18 protein-coding genes are annotated in these 22831 nt (G+C 34.2%); 12 read left to right on the top strand and 6 right to left on the bottom strand.

Going from position 1 to position 22831, the window contains the following annotated elements:
• Window positions 1-194: 194 nt before the first annotated feature.
• The gene (locus tag ES677_RS00500) at window positions 195-1829 is read left to right on the top strand and encodes an ABC transporter substrate-binding protein (RefSeq protein ID WP_148368716.1); all 1635 of its coding nucleotides are present in this window, start codon (window positions 195-197) and stop codon (window positions 1827-1829) included.
• On the opposite strand, the gene ES677_RS00495 is transcribed toward ES677_RS00500, so the two are convergent.
• The 3 genes from ES677_RS00495 to ES677_RS00485 form a co-directional block, all read right to left on the bottom strand.
• The gene (locus ES677_RS00495) at window positions 1826-2473 is read right to left on the bottom strand and encodes a lysoplasmalogenase (RefSeq protein WP_170234419.1); all 648 of its coding nucleotides are present in this window, start codon (window positions 2471-2473) and stop codon (window positions 1826-1828) included. The genes ES677_RS00500 and ES677_RS00495 overlap by 4 nt on opposite strands.
• Before the next feature lie 87 nt (window positions 2474-2560).
• Window positions 2561-3736, bottom strand: a complete 1176-nt coding sequence (locus tag ES677_RS00490; RefSeq protein ID WP_148368718.1) for a GlmU family protein — start codon at window positions 3734-3736, stop codon at window positions 2561-2563.
• A 102-nt stretch (window positions 3737-3838) separates the two neighbouring features.
• A complete protein-coding gene (locus ES677_RS00485) occupies window positions 3839-4090 on the bottom strand; it encodes a type B 50S ribosomal protein L31 (protein ID WP_148368719.1) in 252 nt (83 codons plus the stop codon).
• A 158-nt stretch (window positions 4091-4248) separates the two neighbouring features.
• Here ES677_RS00485 and ES677_RS00480 point away from each other — a divergent pair, with 158 nt between their 5' ends.
• From ES677_RS00480 to ES677_RS00450, 7 genes are all read left to right on the top strand, one after another.
• Entirely contained in the window at window positions 4249-4758 is a 510-nt protein-coding gene (locus ES677_RS00480; protein ID WP_148368720.1) for a DUF4199 domain-containing protein, read from the top strand.
• A 39-nt stretch (window positions 4759-4797) separates the two neighbouring features.
• Window positions 4798-5745, top strand: a complete 948-nt coding sequence (locus tag ES677_RS00475) for a glycosyltransferase family 2 protein (RefSeq protein ID WP_148368721.1) — start codon at window positions 4798-4800, stop codon at window positions 5743-5745.
• Window positions 5746-5831: 86 nt separating this feature from the next.
• Window positions 5832-7562: a phospho-sugar mutase gene (locus tag ES677_RS00470; RefSeq protein ID WP_148380112.1), complete on the top strand. Its 1731-nt coding sequence runs from the start codon at window positions 5832-5834 to the stop codon at window positions 7560-7562.
• Window positions 7563-9404, top strand: a complete 1842-nt coding sequence (locus ES677_RS00465; RefSeq protein WP_148368723.1) for an ABC transporter ATP-binding protein — start codon at window positions 7563-7565, stop codon at window positions 9402-9404.
• A gap of 192 nt (window positions 9405-9596) precedes the next feature.
• On the top strand, window positions 9597-10139 hold the full coding sequence (locus tag ES677_RS00460) for an RNA polymerase sigma factor (protein WP_148368724.1): 543 nt from the start codon (window positions 9597-9599) through the stop codon (window positions 10137-10139).
• 33 nt (window positions 10140-10172) lie between these two features.
• Window positions 10173-10652: a hypothetical protein gene (locus tag ES677_RS00455; protein WP_148368725.1), complete on the top strand. Its 480-nt coding sequence runs from the start codon at window positions 10173-10175 to the stop codon at window positions 10650-10652.
• A gap of 1 nt (window position 10653) precedes the next feature.
• Window positions 10654-11103, top strand: coding sequence for a hypothetical protein (locus tag ES677_RS00450; RefSeq protein ID WP_148368726.1), 450 nt, complete (start codon window positions 10654-10656; stop codon window positions 11101-11103).
• Between the two features lie 42 nt (window positions 11104-11145).
• Here the strand turns inward: ES677_RS00450 and ES677_RS00445 are convergent, their stop codons facing one another.
• Window positions 11146-12252, bottom strand: a complete 1107-nt coding sequence (locus tag ES677_RS00445; RefSeq protein WP_148380111.1) for a WD40/YVTN/BNR-like repeat-containing protein — start codon at window positions 12250-12252, stop codon at window positions 11146-11148.
• 174 nt (window positions 12253-12426) lie between these two features.
• On the opposite strand from ES677_RS00445, the gene ES677_RS00440 reads away from it, so the two are divergent.
• The 3 genes from ES677_RS00440 (at window position 12427) to ES677_RS00430 (ending at window position 19246) form a co-directional block, all read left to right on the top strand.
• Window positions 12427-13632 (top strand): RsmB/NOP family class I SAM-dependent RNA methyltransferase, encoded by a 1206-nt coding sequence (locus ES677_RS00440; protein WP_148368728.1) that lies wholly within the window; start codon window positions 12427-12429, stop codon window positions 13630-13632.
• A gap of 946 nt (window positions 13633-14578) precedes the next feature.
• Window positions 14579-18244: a phosphoribosylformylglycinamidine synthase gene (purL, locus tag ES677_RS00435; RefSeq protein ID WP_148380110.1), complete on the top strand. Its 3666-nt coding sequence runs from the start codon at window positions 14579-14581 to the stop codon at window positions 18242-18244.
• 198 nt (window positions 18245-18442) lie between these two features.
• A complete protein-coding gene (locus ES677_RS00430) occupies window positions 18443-19246 on the top strand; it encodes a helix-turn-helix domain-containing protein (RefSeq protein WP_170234420.1) in 804 nt (267 codons plus the stop codon).
• Between the two features lie 224 nt (window positions 19247-19470).
• Here ES677_RS00430 and ES677_RS00425 read toward each other — a convergent pair whose 3' ends face one another.
• Both ES677_RS00425 and ES677_RS00420 read right to left on the bottom strand, forming a co-directional pair.
• Window positions 19471-19917, bottom strand: a complete 447-nt coding sequence (locus tag ES677_RS00425; RefSeq protein WP_148380109.1) for a hypothetical protein — start codon at window positions 19915-19917, stop codon at window positions 19471-19473.
• Window positions 19917-20471, bottom strand: a complete 555-nt coding sequence (locus ES677_RS00420; protein WP_148368732.1) for a hypothetical protein — start codon at window positions 20469-20471, stop codon at window positions 19917-19919. The genes ES677_RS00425 and ES677_RS00420 overlap by 1 nt, the downstream gene beginning before the upstream one ends.
• A gap of 525 nt (window positions 20472-20996) precedes the next feature.
• On the opposite strand from ES677_RS00420, the gene ES677_RS00415 reads away from it, so the two are divergent.
• Window positions 20997-22766 carry an AMP-dependent synthetase/ligase gene (locus ES677_RS00415; RefSeq protein ID WP_148380108.1) on the top strand — a complete coding sequence of 590 codons (1770 nt, stop codon included), beginning with the start codon at window positions 20997-20999 and terminating at the stop codon, window positions 22764-22766.
• Window positions 22767-22831 lie beyond the last annotated feature (65 nt).

The following is a 22831-nucleotide window of genomic DNA, read 5'->3' as shown; positions in this document are numbered from 1 at the left end:
CTCAGGATTTAAAATCGATTTTATTAGTTAAAATACCCCCTTTAGATAGATGGCCACGAACACATTCTCGCTACTAAAAATTTTCACCAATTATAGAAGTTAAGTTTACCTCCAAAAGAGTAAATGTCGCCTTTTTTTCTAGCATTCATTCTCGTATTTTTACCCACGATAAAAATTTACAACTTATTTACAATATGATAAAACCGACAGCCAAACAATGTTACACAGTAACCAACTTTTTTCTAACCAGTTGCTTTCTTTTTATGTTTCTATCCTGCCGAAATGAACCAGACCAGAAACAGGAAGGTATGGTCTTTCGTTATAACGAACATAAAAACATTGGCTCTTTAGATCCTGCATTTGCTAAAGATAATGCTGATATCTGGGCTGTTAATCAGTTATTTAATGGGTTAATACAAATGGACGAGAATTTAAATGTGGTACCTTGCATAGCTAAATCTTGGACAATTTTTGACGATGCACTCACCTATTCTTTTAAATTAAAAAAGGACGTTTTTTTTCATAAACACGAGGTATTTGGTAAAGATTCTACACGAAACGTTGTGGCCGAAGATTTCGAATACAGTTTGTTTAGAAATTGTGACACCAATTTAGCATCGCCAGGCAGCTGGGTGGTTAATAATATTTATGATATTGAGGCTGTTACTTCTGATTCTCTTCATATTACTTTAAAAACACCAGACCCGTCATTTTTAGGAAAACTAACAATGAAATATTGCTCGGTAGTACCCCAGGAAGTTGTGGAACATTATGGTAGCGATTTTAGAGCACACCCCATTGGAACGGGTCCTTTCAAGTTTAAAAAATGGATAGAAAACATTAAATTAGTTTTACGTAAGAACAATAATTATTTCGAAACCGATACCAACGGAAAGACACTTCCCTACTTAGAAGCTGTTGCTATTACTTTTTTACCAGATAAACAAAGTGAATTTCTTCAGTTTATTCAAGGTAATTTAGATTTCTTAAATTCTCTCGATGCCTCATATCAAGACGACATTTTAACGACAACAGGAGAATTAAGAACAAAATATCAAGACCAAATCGATATTATTAGAGGCCCTTATTTAAACACAGAATACTTAGCTTTCTTTATGGATTCTGAAAGTTCTGAAATGCAATCAAAACTATTAAGACAAGCTGTTAATTATGGATTTGATAGAAAAAAGATGATGATTTACTTACGTAATGGCGTTGGGATTCCTGCTAATGGGGGTTTTATTCCTAAAGGGTTACCCGGTTTTAATGAGACCATTGGTTTTAGTTATAATCCGGAAAAGGCCAAAAACTTATTAAAACGTTATATACAAGAAACCGGAAACGATTCTCCAAAAATAGCGATCACTACCACAAGTAATTATCTTAATTTCTGCGAATATATACAGCGAGAATTACAAAAAATAGGTTTGGAGGTTGCTGTAGATGTGATGCCACCGGCAACTTTAAAAGACGCTAAAGCCAACGGTAAACTAGATATGTTTAGAGCTAGTTGGGTTGCCGATTACCCAGATGCTCAAAATTATTTATCATTATATTACAGTCAGAATTTTGCTCCAAATGGCCCCAATTATACCCACTATAAAAACCCACTTTTCGATAAATGGTATACCCAGTCTTTTAAAGAAACGAATAATAAAACGCGAGAACGCTTGTACGCGAGAATGGATAGTTTAGTTATGTCGGAAGCACCAATTGTACCGTTGTATTACGACGAAGTGATACGATTTACTAGAAAAGGAATTACGGGGTTAGGCAATAACCCTATCAATTTATTAGATTTAAAACGAGTACAAAAAACGACTCATTAAAGTACCGTTTTTAAAGGGGTAGTTTCTTTTCTATTTTCAGCCAGTAACCCTAAAACAATTAAATACTGAGCAACTCCGTAAAAAACCATAATAAAGAAGTCATCGTAAGGCAACCCAGAACTAAACATCTTTAAAGCTGTAATGGTTTCTGATAAGCTAAATGAAAAGACACCACACAGTACCACTATAAAACTTATCTTATTAACTGCCTGTTTTCTTAAAAAGGCAAATAAAAACAATAAAAGAGCTATAAAAAAATAAATTAGAATCGGTATAAAATAGCTCCCTAATTGCGGATAAATAACATATAAAAGTGACACCATAAATAAGAAAGAAATCAATAGAAATGGTACTATTTTAGAAATTTCAAAGATTTCATGATTTCTAAAACGCCGTAAATAAAAGCATTTTCCCAACACAAATAGCAGCGTTGAGATTAAAAAAAACACAGGCAAATAATCAAATACAAAGGTCACATCGCCCATCATGAAAAGCAACAATGCTGCTACAGTACATTTTTTATTATGTCTTACTTTTTCATTTTCGTTTATAAGGTAATAAATAATCAAAGAGGCAATAAGTAGTATTTTACTCCCCACTCTTAATAACGGTATTTCTATTTCCAATTTTATATAAATATCCAAAAATAATAGTGTAAAAAACACTAAACCAAAATAGTACTGTTTCTTAAATAAGAAGATCATAAACAGGCAATTATTTAACTCTTAAAACTATTGTCTTCTAAATTTCTTAGTCTCTTCAAATACGAATTCTAATATCGCTTTATCTTTTTGGGAGAATTCCATAGTGCGTCTAGACATTACTACTTTGGCTACTTCAAAGGCCTTATCGGTTTTATAAGTGGTAAATCCTGCACTACCGCCCCAACTGTAACTCGGTACAAAGTTTCTAGGAAAGCCACTTCCGAAGATATTAACATTCACACCAATTACAGTACCGGTGTTAAACATCGTATTGATTCCGCATTTACTATGATCGCCCATCATTAAACCGCAAAACAGTAGTCCTGTTTTAGCAAATTTCTCGGTGTCGTAATCCCAAAGTTTTACTTCTGCATAATTGTTTTTTAAATTAGAAGTATTAGAATCTGCGCCAATATTACACCATTCACCTAATACCGAATTTCCTAAAAAACCATCGTGTCCTTTACTAGAATAGCCCATTAAAACAGAGTTATTAACCTCTCCTCCTACTTTGCAAAACGGACCAACCGTCGTCGCGCCATAAATTTTTGATGCTAATTTTAAAGTCGCATTATCACATAAAGCTAACGGACCTCGTACAACAGAGCCTTCCATAATTTCAGCATTTTTACCGATGTAAATAGGCCCCGAACTGGCGTTTAAAGTGGTGAATTCTAGTTTAGCTCCCTCCTCTATAAATACGTTTTCTGGCGCAATGACATTGTTTGATGCCGGAATAGGTTCCGACTGTCTGTTCTGTGTTAAAAACGCAAAATCTAAAGCAATGGCTTCGGCATTTTTAGAAAAAATGTCCCAAGTATACTCTATCTTCAGGCAGTTATCTGTAAACTCTATAGCTTCAAAAGTTTCTAAATTGATATCCTCTTGCGACTCTTTGGTAAAAAAAGCAATAACATCTTCGTCTTTAAAAATGGCTTGATTTTCTTTTAGTCCTTTAACCAATTCTACTAATTGAGGCGTAGGACAATATGAAGAATTAATGAGTACATTTTCTGGCAGCTCCACCATTGGGTATTTGTCAGATAAAAATTCTTCGGTAATTGTGGTGGTGGTAGTTGCTAGATGCAGCTCCCATTTTTCTCTAATCGTCAAAATACCAACTCTAATATCGGCCACCGGACGCGTATAAGTAAAAGGCAGTAATTGATTTCTTGCTGGGCCGTCAAAAAGAATATAGTTCATTGGGTGTTGAGTTGGTTATGTATTCCAAAAGTAAATATATTACGCACAACAAAAAAGCCTTTCAGTAAATGAAAGGCTTTTAATATGGTAAAACTGCTAAAATTATTTTTTAAATTTCGCGTATTTGTTTTTGAATTTATCAATACGACCTGCGGTATCAATTAATTTAGACTTACCTGTGTAAAACGGGTGAGATGTTCTAGAAATCTCCATTTTTATTAATGGGTATTCTGAACCTTCGAACTCAATTTTTTCGTTCGTGTTAGCCGTAGACTTAGTTAAAAATATGTCTTCATTAGACATGTCTTTAAATGCTACTAATCTATAATTTTCTGGATGTATATCTTTTTTCATCGCTAAATGCTTTAATTGTATTCTAATTTCGAGGTGCAAATTTAAGTAAATTTTACTTATTACCAACCTTTTCTTTAAAAATATTTAATCTTTTTCTGTAACGTTTGCTTATCTTTGATTACTAATCAACTATAATTAACTACAAAACTACGAAAAATATGGAATCTCCACAACAATCATTTAAATCAATTGCATATACCTACGGAGTCTATTATGCGCTTCTGGGTATCGCTATGATCGTTTCTTTATATATTATGGAAACGGATAGCAATATAATCTTAACCATCGTTAATGTGTTGGGTACAGTAGGGATTATAGCGTATTCTGTAATTGCCTACAAAAAGGAAAATGGAAATGCTATTACTTTAAGTCAATCAATGAAAGCGGGATTAGCTACGGCTGCAATTGGGGGCCTTTTAATTGCTCTTTTTACATATATTCATTATTCATTTATTAATCCTGAATTTATTACAACCATTAGAGAAAACGCCTTAGAAGATATCTATAAATCTGGTACAGAGATGACTGCAGACGCAGAAGAACAAGCCTTGTCGTTGATGAATATTTTTACTTCTCCGGGTTTCATTAGTACGATTAGTTTGATAGGCTCTATATTTTTCGGACTTGTTGTATCGTTAATAACTGGTTTAATAGTTAAAAACGCATAATAACCTTATATTTGAAGCATTAAATTTCAAATGCACAGCATGGATATATCAGTAGTCATACCACTACTTAACGAAAAAGAATCTTTAAAAGAATTATATGATTGGATCGCTAAAGTTATGCAGTCCAATCATTTTTCGTATGAAATCATTTTTATAGATGACGGTAGCACCGATGGCTCTTGGAAACGTATTGAAACACTTTCTAAGGAAGATAATAACGTTAAAGGAATTCGATTTCTAAAGAACTTTGGGAAATCTCAAGCCCTGCATGCCGGATTTGAAAAAGCACAAGGCAGCGTTGTTATTACAATGGATGCCGACTTACAAGACAATCCAGAAGAAATACCTGGGCTTTACAATATGATTGTAAACGATAAATTCGATTTGGTCTCCGGCTGGAAAAAGAAACGCTACGATAATAAACTGACTAAAAACTTACCTTCTAAATTATTTAATTGGGCAGCGAGAAAAACATCGGGTGTTACACTTAACGATTTTAATTGCGGCTTAAAAGCGTACCGCAACAGCGTGGTAAAACATATTGATGTTAATGGTGAAATGCACCGCTACATTCCTGTATTGGCAAAAAATGCAGGCTTCATAAATATTGGAGAAAAAGTCGTACAACACCAAGCCAGGAAATACGGGGAAACGAAATTTGGAATGGAGCGTTTTATAAACGGATTCCTCGATTTAATCACTATTTGGTTTATTACGCGCTTTGGTAAACGCCCTATGCATTTGTTTGGCGCTTTAGGGGTTATTATGTTTGCTATTGGTTTAAGTTTTGCCGTTTATTTAGGTATCGATAAATTATTTTTGCACCCTTACGGTAGATTAATCACCCAAAAACCTCAATTTTACATCTCCTTAATCACTATGGTAATTGGTTCTCAATTTTTTATTGCAGGCTTTTTAGGTGAGATCATTCTACGAAACAGACCCGATAAAAAACGCTACCTCGTTAAAAAAGAGCTTAATTTTTAAACCTCCTTTACTAACCGTGTTATTATGCTTATTTTAGCACAAAAAACACATATTTAGTTTATCTCAATACGCCTTACTATTATAATATGATACACATAGAGCCTGAAGTCTTAAAAAAAGTAAACACGTGGTTAACGCCCACTTTCGATAAAGACACCCAAGATTATATTACACATCTTATTGCTGAAGACTCACAAACATTAACAGAAAGTTTTTATAAAAATTTAGAGTTTGGAACTGGTGGAATGAGAGGTGTTATGGGCATTGGCACCAATCGTATTAATAAATATACTTTAGGAAAAAACACCCAAGGACTAAGCGATTATATGCATACCGTATTTCCTGGAGAACAATTAAAAGCAGCAATTGCTTTCGACTGTAGACACAATAGTAAAGCACTTGCTAAAGTGGTTGCCAATGTGTTTTCGGCCAATAATATAGAGGTCTTTTTATTTGAAGACTTACGCCCTACTCCAGAACTATCTTTTACTTTAAAACATTTAAATTGTCATTGTGGTATTGTTTTAACCGCATCACACAACCCACCAGAATATAACGGCTACAAAGTCTATTGGCAAGATGGCGGACAGTTAGTACCGCCAGAAGACGCTGAAATAATTGCGCGAATTAACGCACTTGATTACGCCGAAATTAAATTTGAACCAAACGAAAAACTAATAACATATATAGGTGAAGCTATTGACGATGCTTTTATAAATGCCTCGGTTAAAAATGGTAGTTTCAACACGCCTCAGCCCGACAAAGACCATTTAAATATTGTTTTCACCTCGCTGCACGGTACTTCTATAACAGTAGTTCCCAAAACCTTAAAACGTGCAGGCTATAAAAACGTTACTGTTGTTGAAGAACAACGTGTTCCAAATGGCGATTTCCCTACCGTTAAATCACCAAACCCCGAAGAACCTGAAGCTTTAAAAATGGCTTTAGAATTAGCAGAAAAAACCAACGGAGATATCGTTATTGGTACAGACCCCGATTGCGACCGTTTAGGTGTTGCCGTAAGAAACCTTGATAACAAATTGGTATTACTTAACGGCAACCAAACTATGGTGTTAATGACCGCGTTTTTAACCGAACAATGGAAAAAGAGTAACAGAATTAAAGGTAAAGAGTTTATTGCCAGCACCATCGTTTCTACACCAATGATGCAAAATATTGCCGATGCTTATAATGTGGAATTAAAAGTAGGTTTAACGGGCTTTAAATGGATTGCTAAAATGATTAAAGACTTCCCAGAGCTAGATTTTATTGGTGGTGGAGAAGAAAGTTTTGGGTTTATGGTTGGCGATTTTGTACGCGATAAAGACGCCGTTACTGCTACGCTATTAATTTGCGAAATGGCTGCTCAAGCTAAAGCGGAAGGCAGCTCGGTATATAAGAAATTAATCGATTTATATGTGGATTACGGGTTATTTAAAGAACGTTTAGTTTCAATGACCAAAAAAGGAATTGAAGGCGCTCAAGACATTAAACAAATGATGATTACTGCACGCGAAAATCCGTTGCAAACCGTGAATGGTTCAAAAGTGATTAAAATTGAAGATTATCAATCATCAACTGCAATACATACTGCAACTAATACAATAGAAGCGTTAGACATCCCTAAATCTAACGTCTTAATATATTATACCGAAGATGGCAGTAAAATTGCACTTCGACCAAGTGGCACCGAACCCAAAATTAAATTTTACATCAGTGTAAATACGGTTTTAGAAGCCGCAATAGATTTTCAAGATAAAGAAACTGAATTAGAAACCAAAATTGAGGCTATCATAAAAGATATGCAATTAAACTAAATGGATTTAAATCTAAAAAAAATAATTCCATATACTAAACCGTATAAAACTAATATTGTTTGGAATGTTATATTTAATGTGCTTTACGCTTTTTTTAGCACCTTATCATTAATTACGATGTTTCCGTTGTTAGAAGTGTTGTTTCAAAAAAAAACTGACGCTACACCCGAAATACTAACAAAACCAGAATACACAGACCTCTGGAACATTGCAGATTACGCCAAAGAATCGTTTTTCTATCATATTTCAAATCTAAACGAGAACTACGGCCCACACTACTCTTTACTGTTGGCCGTTGGCTTAGTAATCACTACGTTTTTATTAAAAAATCTGTTTAATTACTTAGCATCGTTACATATGATGCATCTAAAAAATGGTGTCTTAAGCGATTTACGTAAAACAATGTTCGATAAAATCATCAGTTTACCAATTCCGTTTTATTCTAAACGTAGTAAAGGGGATATAATGGCTAGAATGTTGGGCGATATCGGGCAGGTACAAAGTTCATTTTTCGTTATTTTAGAGCTTATTGTTCGCGAACCTTTAACCATTTTATTCGCCATTTATGCAATGCTAAGTATTAGTGTAGAACTTACACTCTTCGTGTTTATTTTTATTCCAATCTCTGGTTTTATAATCTCTAGAATTGGTAAAAATCTAAAATCTAAATCTACACGAGCGCAACAAGAATCGGGTCGATTAATCTCTATAGTCGAAGAAAGTTTAACCGGCCTTAAAGTTGTAAAGAGTTATAACGCCGAATCCAATTTTAGAACTAAATTTAATAGCTCGGTAGATCGCTTGTTAAAATTATCGAATAGTATTGGTAATAAAAATAACTTAGCCTCACCAATGAGTGAGTTTATGGGTATTGTTACTATTGCGACGTTATTGTGGTATGGTGGTAATTTGGTTCTTGTGGATAAAACCTTAGAAGGAGAACTGTTCTTGGTGTATTTATTATTAGCTTATAATATTTTAACCCCTGCAAAAGCCATCTCTAAAGCGTCGTATTCTGTAAAAAACGGTTTAGCAGCAGCCGAGCGTGTTTTTGAAATATTAGAACAGGAAGATGCCATTGCAGCAAAGCCTAATGCTATCAATAAAACCGATTTTACAAAAGGAATACACGTTAATAATATCACGTTTAGATATGACAACGACAACGTACTCAAAAATTTCAGCTTAACTGTTCCTAAAGGAAAAACCGTTGCTTTGGTTGGCCAATCGGGAAGTGGAAAAAGTACGATTGCCAATCTATTAACGCGTTTTTACGATGTAAATGAAGGCAGTATTTTAATTGATGATATAGATATTAAAGATTTAGACATTCATTCGTTACGCGATCTAATGGGCTTAGTCACTCAAGATTCTATTTTGTTTAATGATTCCATTAAAAACAACATACTTATTGGCAAAGAACACGCTACCGATAAAGAAGTTATTGATGCCTTAAAAATAGCAAATGCTTGGGAATTTGTTAAAGACTTACCTTTAGGCATTGAAACTAATGTAGGCGATGCTGGTAATAATTTCTCTGGCGGACAGAAACAACGTTTAAGTATTGCGAGAGCCGTACTTAAAAACTCCCCTATTATGGTTCTAGACGAAGCAACTTCGGCGTTAGACACAGAGAGTGAGCGTTTAGTGCAAGTGGCTTTAGACAATATGATGAAAAACAGAACATCAATTGTAATTGCCCACCGTTTATCGACAATTCAAAATGCAGACGAAATTATTGTGATGCAAAAAGGAGAAATTGCAGAACAAGGAACACACGACACATTGATTGCTAAAAATGGTATTTATAAACGTCTTGTAGAAATGCAGAGTTTTGAATAAGATTAAAAAGCAAACGCATTGAAACTTTTACCGAGATCGTTTGTAATAAAAAATCATTTCTGTTTTTATATCAACTAAAATGTATAGTTCAGTATTTACACAATTTTAAAAGAAACTGAATTTTACACGGGAAATAATTAAATAATATTTAAACTTTTACACAAAAGTAAAGTCTAAAGCAAAATAGTGTTTGTGACACAAGAAAAAAAGCTTTTATTACAATTACAGTCTAACAGCAATAGAGACGCCGCTTTTAAAGAGTTAGTTACGCTTTACAAAGAGCGTTTGTATTGGCATATACGTAATATTGTAAAATCTCATGATGATGCCGACGATGTCTTACAAAACACGTTTATTAAAGTGTATAAAAACATTAATGGATTTAATGGAGACAGCAAGTTATATTCGTGGCTGTACCGTATTGCAACTAACGAATCGATAACATTAATTAACAAAAACGCGAAACGTTTACATATTTCTAATGAAGAAGCTCAGGAATTAGCCCTAAATAATTTACAATCGGATGTATATTTTGAAGGCAGCGAGATTCAATTAAAATTGCAACAAGCTATTGCCACATTACCCGAAAAACAGCAGTTGGTTTTTAATATGAAATATTTTCAAGATTTAAAATATAAGGAATTGTCTGAAATATTAGAGACGAGCGAAGGTGCTTTAAAGGCCTCTTACCATTTAGCATCAAAAAAAATTGAAGCGTATTTAATAGCTCATTAAACTTTTTGACTTTTTATCAGTCTTAGTAATAGAATGAAAAACAAAGGATTACATACTATAAAAAATACCGGATTTAAAACGCCTCAAAATTACTTTGAAGCGTTCGAAATCAATATACAAACTACTGCACGCTTAAAAAAAGAGGTGCCACAATCTGGTTTTAAAACTCCAGACCATTATTTTGAAACGTTTAAGGTTATTTCACCTACTCTAAAAAAGGAAACAAAAGTATTACCTCTGTATAAAAAAGTAATACTATCTTTTGGAAGTATTGCCGCAGCTTTATTGGTGTTTTTCAGCTTGAACCTATTTAAAAAAGACTTAAATTTCAACGCTCTAAGCACAGCCACTTTAGATAGTTATTTATTAGAAGAAGCCAATAGCAGCGAATTATCGCACCTTTTTTCTAACTCAGAATTAACCGAATCTCAATTTATAGATTACGATTTGAATATAGATACCATAGACTCTTTATTAGATAATGAAGATTTTGATGAATTAATTTTAGACTAAAATGAAATACCTACTCATAACAGCACTGCTCGTCCTTTTTACTCATCACGTTTCTGCACAACACCACGATGGCAAAATAGATAGAGATAAATTAAAAACACTAAAAGTTGCACATATTACAGAGCAAGTAAGTTTTACGCAACAAGAAGCACAAGCCTTTTGGCCGCTATATAATACTTACGAAGCACAACGTAATACGCTTCACGAAGCGTCTAAAGAGCGTAAAAAAGAAAACTTAGAAGGCATCTCTGAGATTGCCGCAAAGAAATATTTAAATACCCTTCTTAAAATTGAGGACGATTATTACTCCAATCAAAAAGAGTATTATGCCAAATTAGAAAGTGTTTTGTCCGCTAAAAAAATTATTAAAGTCATTCAAGCGAATCGCTCTTTCCGAAAAAAAATGATCGATGAGTTTAAAGAGCGCCATAAAAAGGAAGTTAAAAAATAAAAAAGCAGCCAATGGCTGCTTTTTTATTTGCCTTTCTAACTATTATCTAAAATTAAGTTTTGCTATGCGTTTATCTCCAGCTGCATATGCAATACTATCATTAACAAACCTTATGGTGTAAAACCCTTCGTTCGTTAAATGCATCCAATTTTCACCACTATCATTAGAGTAATCAATACCATTAAAACCAACAGCAACTAAACCTTCACCGTTGCTATTTGGCACATATTGTACGCAACTTCTGTAGCCCGGCGCTTTATTCTTTGCAGCTACTTGCCACGTTTTGCCGCCATCGTTGGTTTTAATTTTGTTTACCGCATTGCCATCAGGTTTTGTATAATCACCACCAATGGCATACCCTATTTTATCGTTGTAAAAATCTATTGAATACATTCCGGTGGTTTGTAAGCCTTGTACAATTGGTGTTTCAAAGACACTCCACGTTTGCCCTTTATCCGAAGAAAACAACACGCGACTAGACTTCCCTCCTGTCGCTACCCACGTGTTATCGCCTATAATTTTAATATTGGTATTACTTGCTGCAAAAGCTGCTTCACCGTCTTTAGCCCTTGGTAAATTGCCACATTCTATTTTAGTCCACGTCTCCCCACCATCACGGGTCACAATAATGCTCATGCACGAATCGGTAGGGTCTCCAATGGCAATACCTTCGTTGTCATTCCAGAAAGCCATAGCATCGTAAAATGCGTTTTTATGGCTTTCTTGATACACTAATGATGCACCGGAATCGTCTATTTTATATACATACGCTGGACTCCCCACTGTAACTCCAAAATTAGCGTTTGTAGTCACCGCCAACGCTCTAAAATTTAAGCCCTTTTTATCAGCGTCTACTGTAATTGGATACGTAATTTCATCTAAGAACACGTTATTTAAATCGGGCGTTTTTATTTGTCCTGCTAGGCCTTCCGAAGTTAAGAAATAACAACCAGCATCATTTTTAAGCAATTCTAAAGCCCTGATATTTAATATCGAATCGTTAAGTAACACAGCAATTTCAACTTCAGAAAATGATTTTTTAACTATTTCCGAAGGTCTTTCGCTTACGCCAGAGGCTTCATTTTTATAATCTTTCTTACAACCGTAACATAATACAATTGTTAGTAATACTAGTAATTTAGTCTTCATTTTTATATTTTTGGTGAAGATAATATAATACAGATAATTAAAAAATAGTCGTCTATTCGAAGCTTTTAATGTAACTTTGCAGGCTGAATTTGAAGCGTTAACCGCTTTAATTCAAATCAATTTTACAGAAAAATACGCTTCTAATTATAGAAGATTGACAACGAATACACAAAAATGAGATTACATAGAAATTTATGTTTTGCAACGGTTGATGGTTTATTACTAATCTTTAACGAGGGTATGTACGCCGATAAAGTTGTACAACAATTATTAAAAAGAGATAAACGTTGGGGAAGTCGCGATAGAGGTTTCGTTGCTGAAACGACTTACGACATTGTAAGATGGAAACGCTTGTACGCAGAAATTGCAGATGTAAAAGAACCATTTAGTCGCGACGATGTTTGGAGAATGTTCGCAGTGTGGGCGACGTTAAGAGGTATTAAATTGCCAGACTGGAAATACTTTGAAGGGACACCTTTACGTAAAATAAAAGGACGTTTCGACGAGCTTTCTAAAGTTAGAAAGATAAAAGAATCTATTCCCGATTGGATGGACGAGCTTATTGTTAGCGAACTTGGTGAAGCCGTATGGAATAAAGAAGCAACAGCCTTAAATGAACAAGCCGATGTTATTTTAAGAACTAACACACTTAAAACGACAAAAGAAAAATTACAAACCGAACTTTTTGATTTAGATGTAGAAACGGAATCTATTGAAGGATACCCTGATGCTTTAAAATTAAAAGAACGCTCCAATGTATTTACTACCAACGCGTTTCAAAATGGATGGTTCGAAGTTCAAGATGCTTCTTCGCAATTAGTTGCCGAATTTTTAGAGGTTAAACCAGGAATGAAAGTGGTAGACACTTGCGCAGGAGCGGGAGGAAAAACATTGCATATGGCAGCACTTATGGAAAATAAAGGCCAAATAATTGCAATGGATATTTACGAAAACAAGCTTAAAGAATTAAAGCGTCGTGCAAAACGTGCTGGAGCTCATAATATAGAATTTCGTGTAATAGACTCTACAAAGCCTATTAAAAAATTGCACGATAAAGCAGACCGTGTTTTAATTGATGCTCCATGTTCTGGACTTGGGGTATTAAGACGTAACCCCGATGCCAAATGGAAATTAAGACCAGAATTCATTGAAAAAATAAAAGTAACACAACAAGAAATTTTAGAACAATATTCTAGAATGGTAAAACCAGGGGGGAAATTAGTGTACGCCACGTGTTCTATTTTACCTTCGGAAAACGAAAACCAAGTAAAAACTTTTTTAGAATCGAATAAAGAATTTACTTTTATAAAAGACAAAAAAGTATTGTCGCACAAATCTGGATTTGATGGGTTTTATATGGCCCTATTAGAAAGAAAATAATGGTATTATTAATACCGATGAAACACTTTAACTAGTTTTTATCTCTTTAGTGATTAACGTTATTCAATAGCTCAAAATTCCTGCTGGTAGTTACGACTTTACCGCAGGAATAAGCTTTACTCTAAAAATGCATTTACAAGGGAGTATTGGTACCACAAAAGACATTTTATCCACTTGTTTTATTGCAATAAATAACGGTTATGGGTTTATAAGTATCTTAAGTCGTCTCTAGACACCTACTTTTATACAATGGAATAAAATAAGGTACAGTACTAGTTTACACCCTAGCATAGAGCGTACAATTATCATTAGCTGATAAATATTTTAATAGAAAACCAATCATTTTAGACGTAAGAAACTCTAAATTTGCAACATTAATTTCCGCTAAAGTTCTTTAAGTTAGAGAACAGTTAATAATGACGATACAACATTAACCTACTATCCATTTTTAAGGTAAATCTATCATTAATGGTTAATTAAAAGCCAGAATATCTTACAGGGCTAGGGCAAAAACAACTACACTTTGTTGTTGTAATTTCGATGGCACCATTATGGCTGTAATTATTTTAAACACTACTGGTAACGATTATGTTTAGAGAAACCATTTAACTTGAACACGTTACTCTACACAAATCAATTCGCCTTCTAAAACAACTCTCAAAATAAGGGTGCACCCAAATTCTACGCATAGGATATGCGCTAACCATTATTACTAAATCCCTACATTTCACTCTTTTAGGCTGTTTATAACCTCTAACAAGGAGTGTATTTAATTTAATTGATAACACCTCTAGTACTACATTAATTAAATAGCGATTTTTGTGTCGCTTTTTATGGTTAATAACCACGTGAATAACCTATAAAATAATGCGTGATTTTTTAATATACTATATCATTAAAAAAGCTAAATTTGCATTTTACAAACAACAACACAATTTAACATACAATGATTCATTTCTTTGGAAACGTAAACAGCAAAGTATTTGCAGTACAAACAGCAAAAGAATTATCGACTGAGACCATTTTAAAATTAACGTGGTTATTTGGGAACCAACCAAAAATTGACCACGCATCTTTAGATGCTTTTTTTGTTGGACCAAGAGTAGCGATGATAACACCTTGGAGTACAAACGCAGTAGAAATCACTCAGAATATGGGAATTTCTGGAATAATTAGAATTGAAGAATTTTTAGCTTCAACTGAAGGTTTTTTAGAGTTCGACCCTATGATTTCTGAGCTCTATAAAGGCTTAAACCAAGAGTCCTTCACCATAAATAGTACGCCTGAAGCGATTTTAAACATCGACGATATTTCAGCTTATAATGAAAAAGAAGGCTTAGCGCTAAACGACGAAGAAGTACAATACCTTGAAGGCGTTTCTGCAAAAATTGGTCGTCTATTAACCGATTCTGAAGTCTTTGGTTTTAGCCAAGTCAATTCAGAACACTGTAGACATAAAATATTTAATGGTACTTTTATTATCGATGGCGAAGAAAAAGAAACCTCTCTTTTTAAATTAATAAAAGAAACGTCTAAAAAACACCCCAACACTATTGTCTCTGCTTACAAGGATAACGTAGCGTTTGTAAAAGGCCCTGTAGTCGAACAATTTGCGCCAAAAACTGCCGATAAGCCAGATTTTTACGCCACTACAGAGTACGAATCTGTAATTTCTATAAAAGCAGAAACGCACAACTTTCCTACAACTGTAGAACCTTTTAACGGTGCTGCAACAGGATCTGGCGGAGAAATCAGAGACCGTTTAGCAGGAGGAAAAGGATCGTTACCATTAGCCGGAACAGCGGTTTATATGACATCTTATTCACGATTAGAAGACACTAGACCTTGGGAACAACAAATGAAAGAACGCGATTGGTTATACCAAACGCCAATGGACATATTAATTAAAGCCAGTAATGGAGCGTCGGATTTTGGAAACAAGTTCGGACAACCATTAATTTGCGGTTCTGTACTCACTTTCGAGCACGAAGAAGACGCTAGAAAATTAGGTTTCGATAAAGTGATTATGCAAGCTGGTGGAATTGGCTATGCCAAAGCAGATCAAGCTTTAAAAGACACACCAAAAGAAGGTGATAAAATTGTAATTCTTGGTGGTGAAAACTATAGAATAGGAATGGGTGGCGCTGCAGTTTCTAGTGCCGATACTGGAGAATTTGCTTCAGGAATTGAGCTAAATGCAGTACAACGTTCTAACCCTGAAATGCAAAAACGTGCTGCCAATGCTGTACGAGGAATGGTAGAAAGCGAAGAAAATTTTATAGTCTCTATTCACGATCACGGCGCTGGAGGACATTTAAACTGTTTGTCGGAATTGGTTGAAGATACCGGAGGAAAAATCGATTTAGATAAACTTCCCGTTGGCGATCCAACATTATCGGCTAAAGAAATTATTGGTAACGAGTCTCAAGAAAGAATGGGATTAGTTATTGCTGAAAAACATTTAGATACACTAAGCCGTATTGCCGCACGGGAACGCTCCCCAATGTATACTGTTGGCGATGTAACACTTGATAATAGATTTACATTTGAGTCTAAAACTACTGGCGAAAAGCCTATGGATTTAGCGCTTGAGGATATGTTTGGAAGTTCACCAAAAACAATAATGAACGACGTTACTGTAAATAGAAATTACGAAGAGGTAACCTACAATCCAGACGAGATATTACATTATATCGATCAAGTATTGCAGCTAGAGTCCGTAGCTTGTAAAGATTGGTTAACTAATAAAGTAGACCGATCTGTTGGAGGTAAAGTTGCCAAACAACAATGTGCTGGAACCTTACAATTACCACTTAACAACTGTGGTGTAATGGCGTTAGATTTTAAAGGTAAAGAATGTATTGCAACCGCTATTGGGCACTCTCCTATTTCAGGATTAATTAGTCCTAAAGCAGGAAGTAGAAATGCCATTGCAGAGTCGCTTACCAATATAATTTGGGCACCGTTAAAAGACGGTTTACAGTCGGTTTCCTTATCGGCAAACTGGATGTGGCCTTGTAAAAACGAAGGTGAAGATGCAAGATTATACGAAGCAGTAGAAGCTGTTTCAGAATTTGCTATAGACTTAGGGATTAATGTTCCAACAGGAAAAGATTCTTTATCTATGAAGCAGAAATACCCTAGTGAGGAAGTGATTTCTCCCGGTACTGTTATTATCTCTGCTGCTGGAAACTGTAACGATATTTCTAAAGTTGTTGAGCCTGTTTTAAAGGTAAACGGAGGTGATATCTATTATATTAATTTGTCGGAAGATGCTTTTAAATTAGGAGGAAGTGCTTTTGCACAAATTCTAAATAAAGTAGGAAAAGAAACACCGACCATTAAGAATGCATCTCAATTTAAAACGACGTTTAATACAATACAGCAATTAATTAAGGACGGAAAAATAATCGCTGGGCACGACGTGGCTTCGGGCGGATTAATTACAACGTTATTAGAATTATGTTTTGCTGAAGTGAATTTAGGCGCCGAATTAGATTTAACTGCCGTAGCCGAAAAAGATTCGGTAAAATTATTATTCTCTGAAAATTGTGGAATTGTATTTCAAGCGAAAGACAAATCAATAGAAAAAGTATTAGCAGATGCAAATATTGAGTTTTTCAACATTGGAAAACCAACAAATAGCGATGTGTTAAGTATTATCAATACAGATGAAGTACATACGTTAACGGTATCAAGATTACGAGATGTATGGTATAAAACGTCCTTTTTATTAGATCAAAAGCAAACCGCCAATGGGTTAGCTGAAGCGCGTTACAAAAACTATGCTACGCAACCACTTAAATATAATTTCCCAAAACAATTTACTGGTAAATTACCAAAAACAGAACACGCTAAGCAGAAACCAAAAGCCGCTATTCTTAGAGAAAAAGGAAGTAATAGTGAACGCGAAATGGCTAATGCAATGTACTTAGCAGGTTTTGATGTTAAAGATGTACATATGACTGATTTAATTTCTGGTCGCGAAGATTTAAAAGATATTCAATTTCTTGGAGCTGTTGGTGGTTTCTCGAACAGTGATGTTTTAGGATCGGCAAAAGGATGGGCTGGAGCTATTAAATACAACGAAAAAGCAAACGAAGTTATTACAGATTTCTTTAAAAGAGAAGACACCCTATCGGTTGGTATTTGTAATGGTTGTCAATTATTTATGGAACTTGATCTTATTAATCCAGAACACGATGTGCACGGTAAAATGATTCATAACGACTCTAAAAAACACGAAAGCGCTTTTACTTCTGTAAATATTCAGAAGAACAATTCTGTAATGTTATCCACTTTAGAAGGTGCTACTTTAGGGGTTTGGATTTCTCACGGTGAAGGAAAATTCAACTTACCAAAAGAAGAAAATCACTATAATGTGGTGGCAAAATATGGTTACGACAACTACCCTAGCAACCCTAACGGATCTGATTATAATACAGCAATGCTCTGCGACACAACAGGTAGACATTTAGTTACGATGCCGCACATAGAGCGCTCTACCTTTCAATGGAACTGGGCCAATTATCCAGAAAACAGAACAGACGAAGTTTCACCTTGGTTAGAAGCATTTGTAAATGCTAGACTTTGGATTGAGGACCAGAAATAAAATACATATCATTTAATAGGAAAAGGAAGCTTAATTAAGCTTCCTTTTTTTTTGCCTTAATTTGAGATGAAGTCAATAAGAGAAAGGGTAAATTCCGTTAATCGCACATAAAAGTAAGATTTTTATTACTTAAATAATTTCCCCACAAAATAAATGGTATTTTTGTTATTCGCTGTTACTCTAAATTACCAACCAATAATGACTTACGAAACTTATCATTCCGCAAATAAATCGGCATTAATACACGAGTATTTTGAACTTACTTTTTCAAATTCAGTAATTCCTTTCCAGTCTACTATATTACCCATAGCGAAGCCAACCATTTCGTTTGGACAGAAAGGAAAACTTGAAGCTAAAACTGCAGAAAACGATTATAATCTTGAGGGCTTTGTTTTAACCGGACAGTTTTTTAGATCTTATAATATAGAGGCAAACGAAGCCTACGAAGGTGTTGGTATCGTGTTGCATCCTACCACACTTTATAAACTATTAAATAAAGATATTTCCAAATTAAGCCATAAACACCTCTCCTTAAAGAGTGTCTCACGACCGCTGTATGATGCGGTTGCTACTGTTTTAGATTCAGAAAGTAACGGAAGAGAAGCGTTATTGGCGTACGAAAAAGCACTCAAAATTTTAGTTAAATCTAAAGATGTTAATATTAAGGAAATCGATCAAGCCGTCAATGTAATTATTAAGAAAAAAGGACTTATTAGCGTTAAACAGTTAATCAAGGATATGGCGATTTCTCAAAAAACGTTAGAGTCTAAATTTAAAAAAATGGTAGGTCTTACGCCAGGTCGCTTTATTAAATTAACGCGTTTTTTAAATCTTATGCAAAAGTACGAAAACCAAGATATTAATTTAAAAACTTTAATTTTTAAATACAACTATTACGACGAGGCTCACTTTTATAAGGATTTCAAACTATTTATGAACGATACACCTAAAAATTTCTTTAAAAAAGATAACGAATTTCTTAAGAAATATATTAAACGTTAAAATATTTTCACATTTACGATTTTTTACAATAATAACTGTATAATTCTACATATTTTTGGACAAACTTATGTGAAGTTTATTTAAATTGAATGAAAGTTAAGGGATTCATTTAATACTTATAATTAAATAAATTTATATACACGTAACGTTTTGTTATCAATCTATTGATGAAAAGAGCTATTCTAAATAGCTCTTTTTTTTTGCATAATTTATGTTGAAGTAAACTAATCCTTAAATTTTGTAACGCTTTTTCTTACGTGTAACCACACAATGGATCTTATTGCTTTTTTAAAAATTACGGGTAGCGCTAAAACAACTAATAATGAAATACACGCAGCAACTCCTAAACCTCCACCAAAGCCACTAAATACAGAATTGGCTTTTAAAAACACAAAGGTAAAAACACTTCCAGAGCACGCTAATAAAAAGTAATTGGACAGAACAGAAGACGACACCATACCTATAAATGACGCTCCAAAAGCGACTAATGGAATATTTTTAATATGATAGGCTGAAAGAGCATCAGGAAAAATAAGTACCACTAAGCTCGAAAACAGTCCGACCAAAGCAGAGGCTCTAACAGTGTTTTGCTTATATTTAGTGTGTAAAATAAAGGTCACAATAGCAGAGAAAGCTCCCAATCCAACTAATAATAAGAGTTCTAAATTCATTACGATAATAAAAAGGTTATTAAAAAAACGACAAGAACCCCACCAAAAGCTAGGGTCCCCAACTTGCCGCCTATATTATGAAAAACACCATTAGCGCTCACCAATAAAAGACCTGTTATGCCACTCGCTAGTACAATAAACAAATAACCCGCAGCCAACGTAGTGCTGGTCATTCCAACAAAAGTACCACAATATATTGACGCTGGTATCGATTTTACAACGGTATCATTTTTAAGAATGCTCGGTAAAAAACTAACCGTTAATCCAACAATACTAGCCGAAAGAACAGTACTTAAGCTTAAAGAGGTATGTAAAAAATACGTAGAAATGGCGCCAATAAACACATAAATTATGGCGCTTAATTCATCTAGATTATGGTGTTGTGGGCGCACCGGCTTTTTTACATAAGTCACAACGAGTAATAGAGTAATAATAAAAAAGCAGAGTATTACATAACCATTACTCTGTTTCTCGAAAAGGACCCAGCCTAAAAAAGAGAAATGTATAAGTAATATTAAAATAAAGGTGACTTGTTTTACTCGTTTTTTAACCATTTAAAATGTAATCTAATTTGAGTTATTTAGAACAAGCCTAGAAAGTATTCGATAAAAAAACTCCTAACAAAACTACGTTATATCTACCCCTGAACACAGCAATTAAAGAAGACTTTAACAATTGATGCTAATAAAAAAAATAGCTATCTTCATTGTGTCAAACACAGAATTAAATAGCAATCTTTCGATAATGAGATAAAAAGGAAAACTTAGTTATAATTTTCCAACGTAAAAGAGATAATTGTAGTAATTTACAACGTATTTTTAAATTATGTCGCGAATTTGATAATGCCGAAACACTTTTCAGCTTTAAAATGCCATTTTATTTAATTTAAAAGTAGATTTGTAGATTTAATCAATCAAATAAACGCAAATGCGAAAGTAAAATCACGGCTTAACTCTTTATAACAAAAGCGATTAAACGGGTTTAGCGTAAAAAATCCAGTGTGAAATGTTTTTATCAATCTAATTTTAAAATAACCATTCCTTTTCTTAATTTGCAACTCTACAATATAACATAACCCTATGCAAGAAATCACGAGACTTTTCGATTTTCCCTACTACCAGTTGGAAAAATACAATTTGGATGCTGCTTTAGTTACTAAATACAATGGTAAATGGATTAAAACTTCAACTAAAGAATATATTGATAAAGCCAATACTATTAGTCGAGGCTTACTGCGCTTAGGCGTACAACCGAATGATAAAATTGCAGTTATTTCAACCAACAATAGAACGGAATGGAATATTATGGATATTGGTATTTTGCAAACTGGAGCCCAGAACGTACCTATTTATCCTACAATTTCGAAAGAAGATTACGATTATATTTTAAACCACTCTGAAGCTACTTATTGTTTTGTTTCAGATATTAGTATTATAGAAAAAATAAATTTAATTAAAGCTAATACAAAGCTTAAAGCCATATATACCTTTGATGATGTTGCTAATGAAAAAAGTTGGAATGACGTTTTAGAATTAGGTGCAGACACGAGTAACCAAAATGAGGTTGAAGCCAGAAAAATAGCAATAAAAACAGACGACTTAGCCACCCTAATTTATACGTCTGGAACCACCGGAAAGCCTAAAGGTGTTATGCTGTCGCACCAAAATATTGTGTCGGATGTATTAAATAGTGAGAAACGTGTCCCTTTTGATTACGGAAAATCAAAAGCTTTAAGTTTCCTTCCTGTTTGCCACGTTTTTGAACGAATGATTCTTTATTTATACCAATATTGCGGTGTAGAAATTTATTTTGCCGAATCCATTGAAAAAATGAGCGACAATCTAAAAGAAGTTCAACCTCATGTTATGACTGCGGTGCCTCGTTTATACGAAAAAGTCTTTGATAAAATTGTTGCGAAAGGCGCCGAACTTACAGGCGTTAAAAAGGCACTTTTCTTTTGGGCTGTAAATTTAGGATTAAAATACGAACCATACGGCGCTAACGGTTGGTGGTATGAAACCCAGTTAAAAGTAGCAAGAAAACTTATATTTAGTAAATGGAAAGAAGGTTTAGGAGGAAAATTAGATTTAATGGTTTCTGGTAGTGCTGCTCTACAACCAAGACTTACCCGTGTTTTTGCTGCTGCCGAATTACCTATTATGGAAGGTTACGGACTAACCGAAACATCTCCAGTTATTTCTGTAAATGATATGAGAGATGGTGGTTTTAGAGTTGGAACCGTTGGAAAAACCATAGACAATGTAGAAGTAAAAATAGCCAAAGACGGTGAAATCCTGGTAAAAGGTCCAAATGTTATGAAAGGCTATTTTAAAGACCCAGAAAAAACAGCCGAAGTTATTAAAGATGGTTATTTCTATACAGGTGATATTGGAGAAATAGACAGTGATGGATTCTTGAAAATAACCGATAGAAAAAAAGAAATGTTTAAAACCTCTGGTGGAAAATATGTAGCTCCTGCTCTATTAGAAAACAAGTTTAAACAATCCCGCTTTATCGAACAAATAATGGTTATTGGCGAAGGTGAAAAAATGCCAGCAGCTCTTATCCAGATTAATTATGAGTTTGTCGAAGAATGGGCTAAAAGACATAAATATGCCTTAAAAACAAAAGAAGAGTTAACCTCTAATCCAAAACTTAGGGAGCGAATTCAGGAAGAAATAGATGAAGTTAACAAATGTTTCGGCCATTGGGAACAAATTAAAAAATTTGAAATCACTCCAGACTCTTGGACAATTGAGGATGGACACCTTACTCCAACAATGAAAATGAAACGTAAAGTAATTAAGGAAATTTACAAAGACCTTATAGAAAAAATTTACAGATCATAAAAGTTAAAATGCCTCGAACTCGAGGCATTTTTTGTACCTTAAAAAAAACTACAATTTATTATGCG

This window comes from Bizionia gelidisalsuginis (assembly GCF_008086185.1).
In the GTDB taxonomy this organism is placed as follows: Bacteria; Bacteroidota; Bacteroidia; order Flavobacteriales; family Flavobacteriaceae; genus Bizionia; species Bizionia saleffrena.
This window is presented reverse-complemented; position numbering and strand designations above follow the sequence as displayed.

Bases quoted from the DNA above. Each gene is read 5' to 3' on its own strand.
- ES677_RS00480 (WP_148368720.1), top strand. From the start codon at position 4,249: ATGGAATCTCCACAACAATCATTTAAATCAATTGCATATACCTACGGA.
- purL (WP_148380110.1), top strand. From the start codon at position 14,579: ATGATTCATTTCTTTGGAAACGTAAACAGCAAAGTATTTGCAGTACAA.
- ES677_RS00475 (WP_148368721.1), top strand. From the start codon at position 4,798: ATGGATATATCAGTAGTCATACCACTACTTAACGAAAAAGAATCTTTA.
- ES677_RS00440 (WP_148368728.1), top strand. From the start codon at position 12,427: ATGAGATTACATAGAAATTTATGTTTTGCAACGGTTGATGGTTTATTA.
- ES677_RS00450 (WP_148368726.1), top strand. From the start codon at position 10,654: ATGAAATACCTACTCATAACAGCACTGCTCGTCCTTTTTACTCATCAC.
- ES677_RS00420 (WP_148368732.1), bottom strand. From the start codon at position 20,471: ATGGTTAAAAAACGAGTAAAACAAGTCACCTTTATTTTAATATTACTT.
- ES677_RS00445 (WP_148380111.1), bottom strand. From the start codon at position 12,252: ATGAAGACTAAATTACTAGTATTACTAACAATTGTATTATGTTACGGT.
- ES677_RS00500 (WP_148368716.1), top strand. From the start codon at position 195: ATGATAAAACCGACAGCCAAACAATGTTACACAGTAACCAACTTTTTT.
- ES677_RS00430 (WP_170234420.1), top strand. From the start codon at position 18,443: ATGACTTACGAAACTTATCATTCCGCAAATAAATCGGCATTAATACAC.
- ES677_RS00455 (WP_148368725.1), top strand. From the start codon at position 10,173: ATGAAAAACAAAGGATTACATACTATAAAAAATACCGGATTTAAAACG.
- ES677_RS00415 (WP_148380108.1), top strand. From the start codon at position 20,997: ATGCAAGAAATCACGAGACTTTTCGATTTTCCCTACTACCAGTTGGAA.
- ES677_RS00485 (WP_148368719.1), bottom strand. From the start codon at position 4,090: ATGAAAAAAGATATACATCCAGAAAATTATAGATTAGTAGCATTTAAA.
- ES677_RS00465 (WP_148368723.1), top strand. From the start codon at position 7,563: ATGGATTTAAATCTAAAAAAAATAATTCCATATACTAAACCGTATAAA.
- ES677_RS00490 (WP_148368718.1), bottom strand. From the start codon at position 3,736: ATGAACTATATTCTTTTTGACGGCCCAGCAAGAAATCAATTACTGCCT.
- ES677_RS00470 (WP_148380112.1), top strand. From the start codon at position 5,832: ATGATACACATAGAGCCTGAAGTCTTAAAAAAAGTAAACACGTGGTTA.
- ES677_RS00425 (WP_148380109.1), bottom strand. From the start codon at position 19,917: ATGAATTTAGAACTCTTATTATTAGTTGGATTGGGAGCTTTCTCTGCT.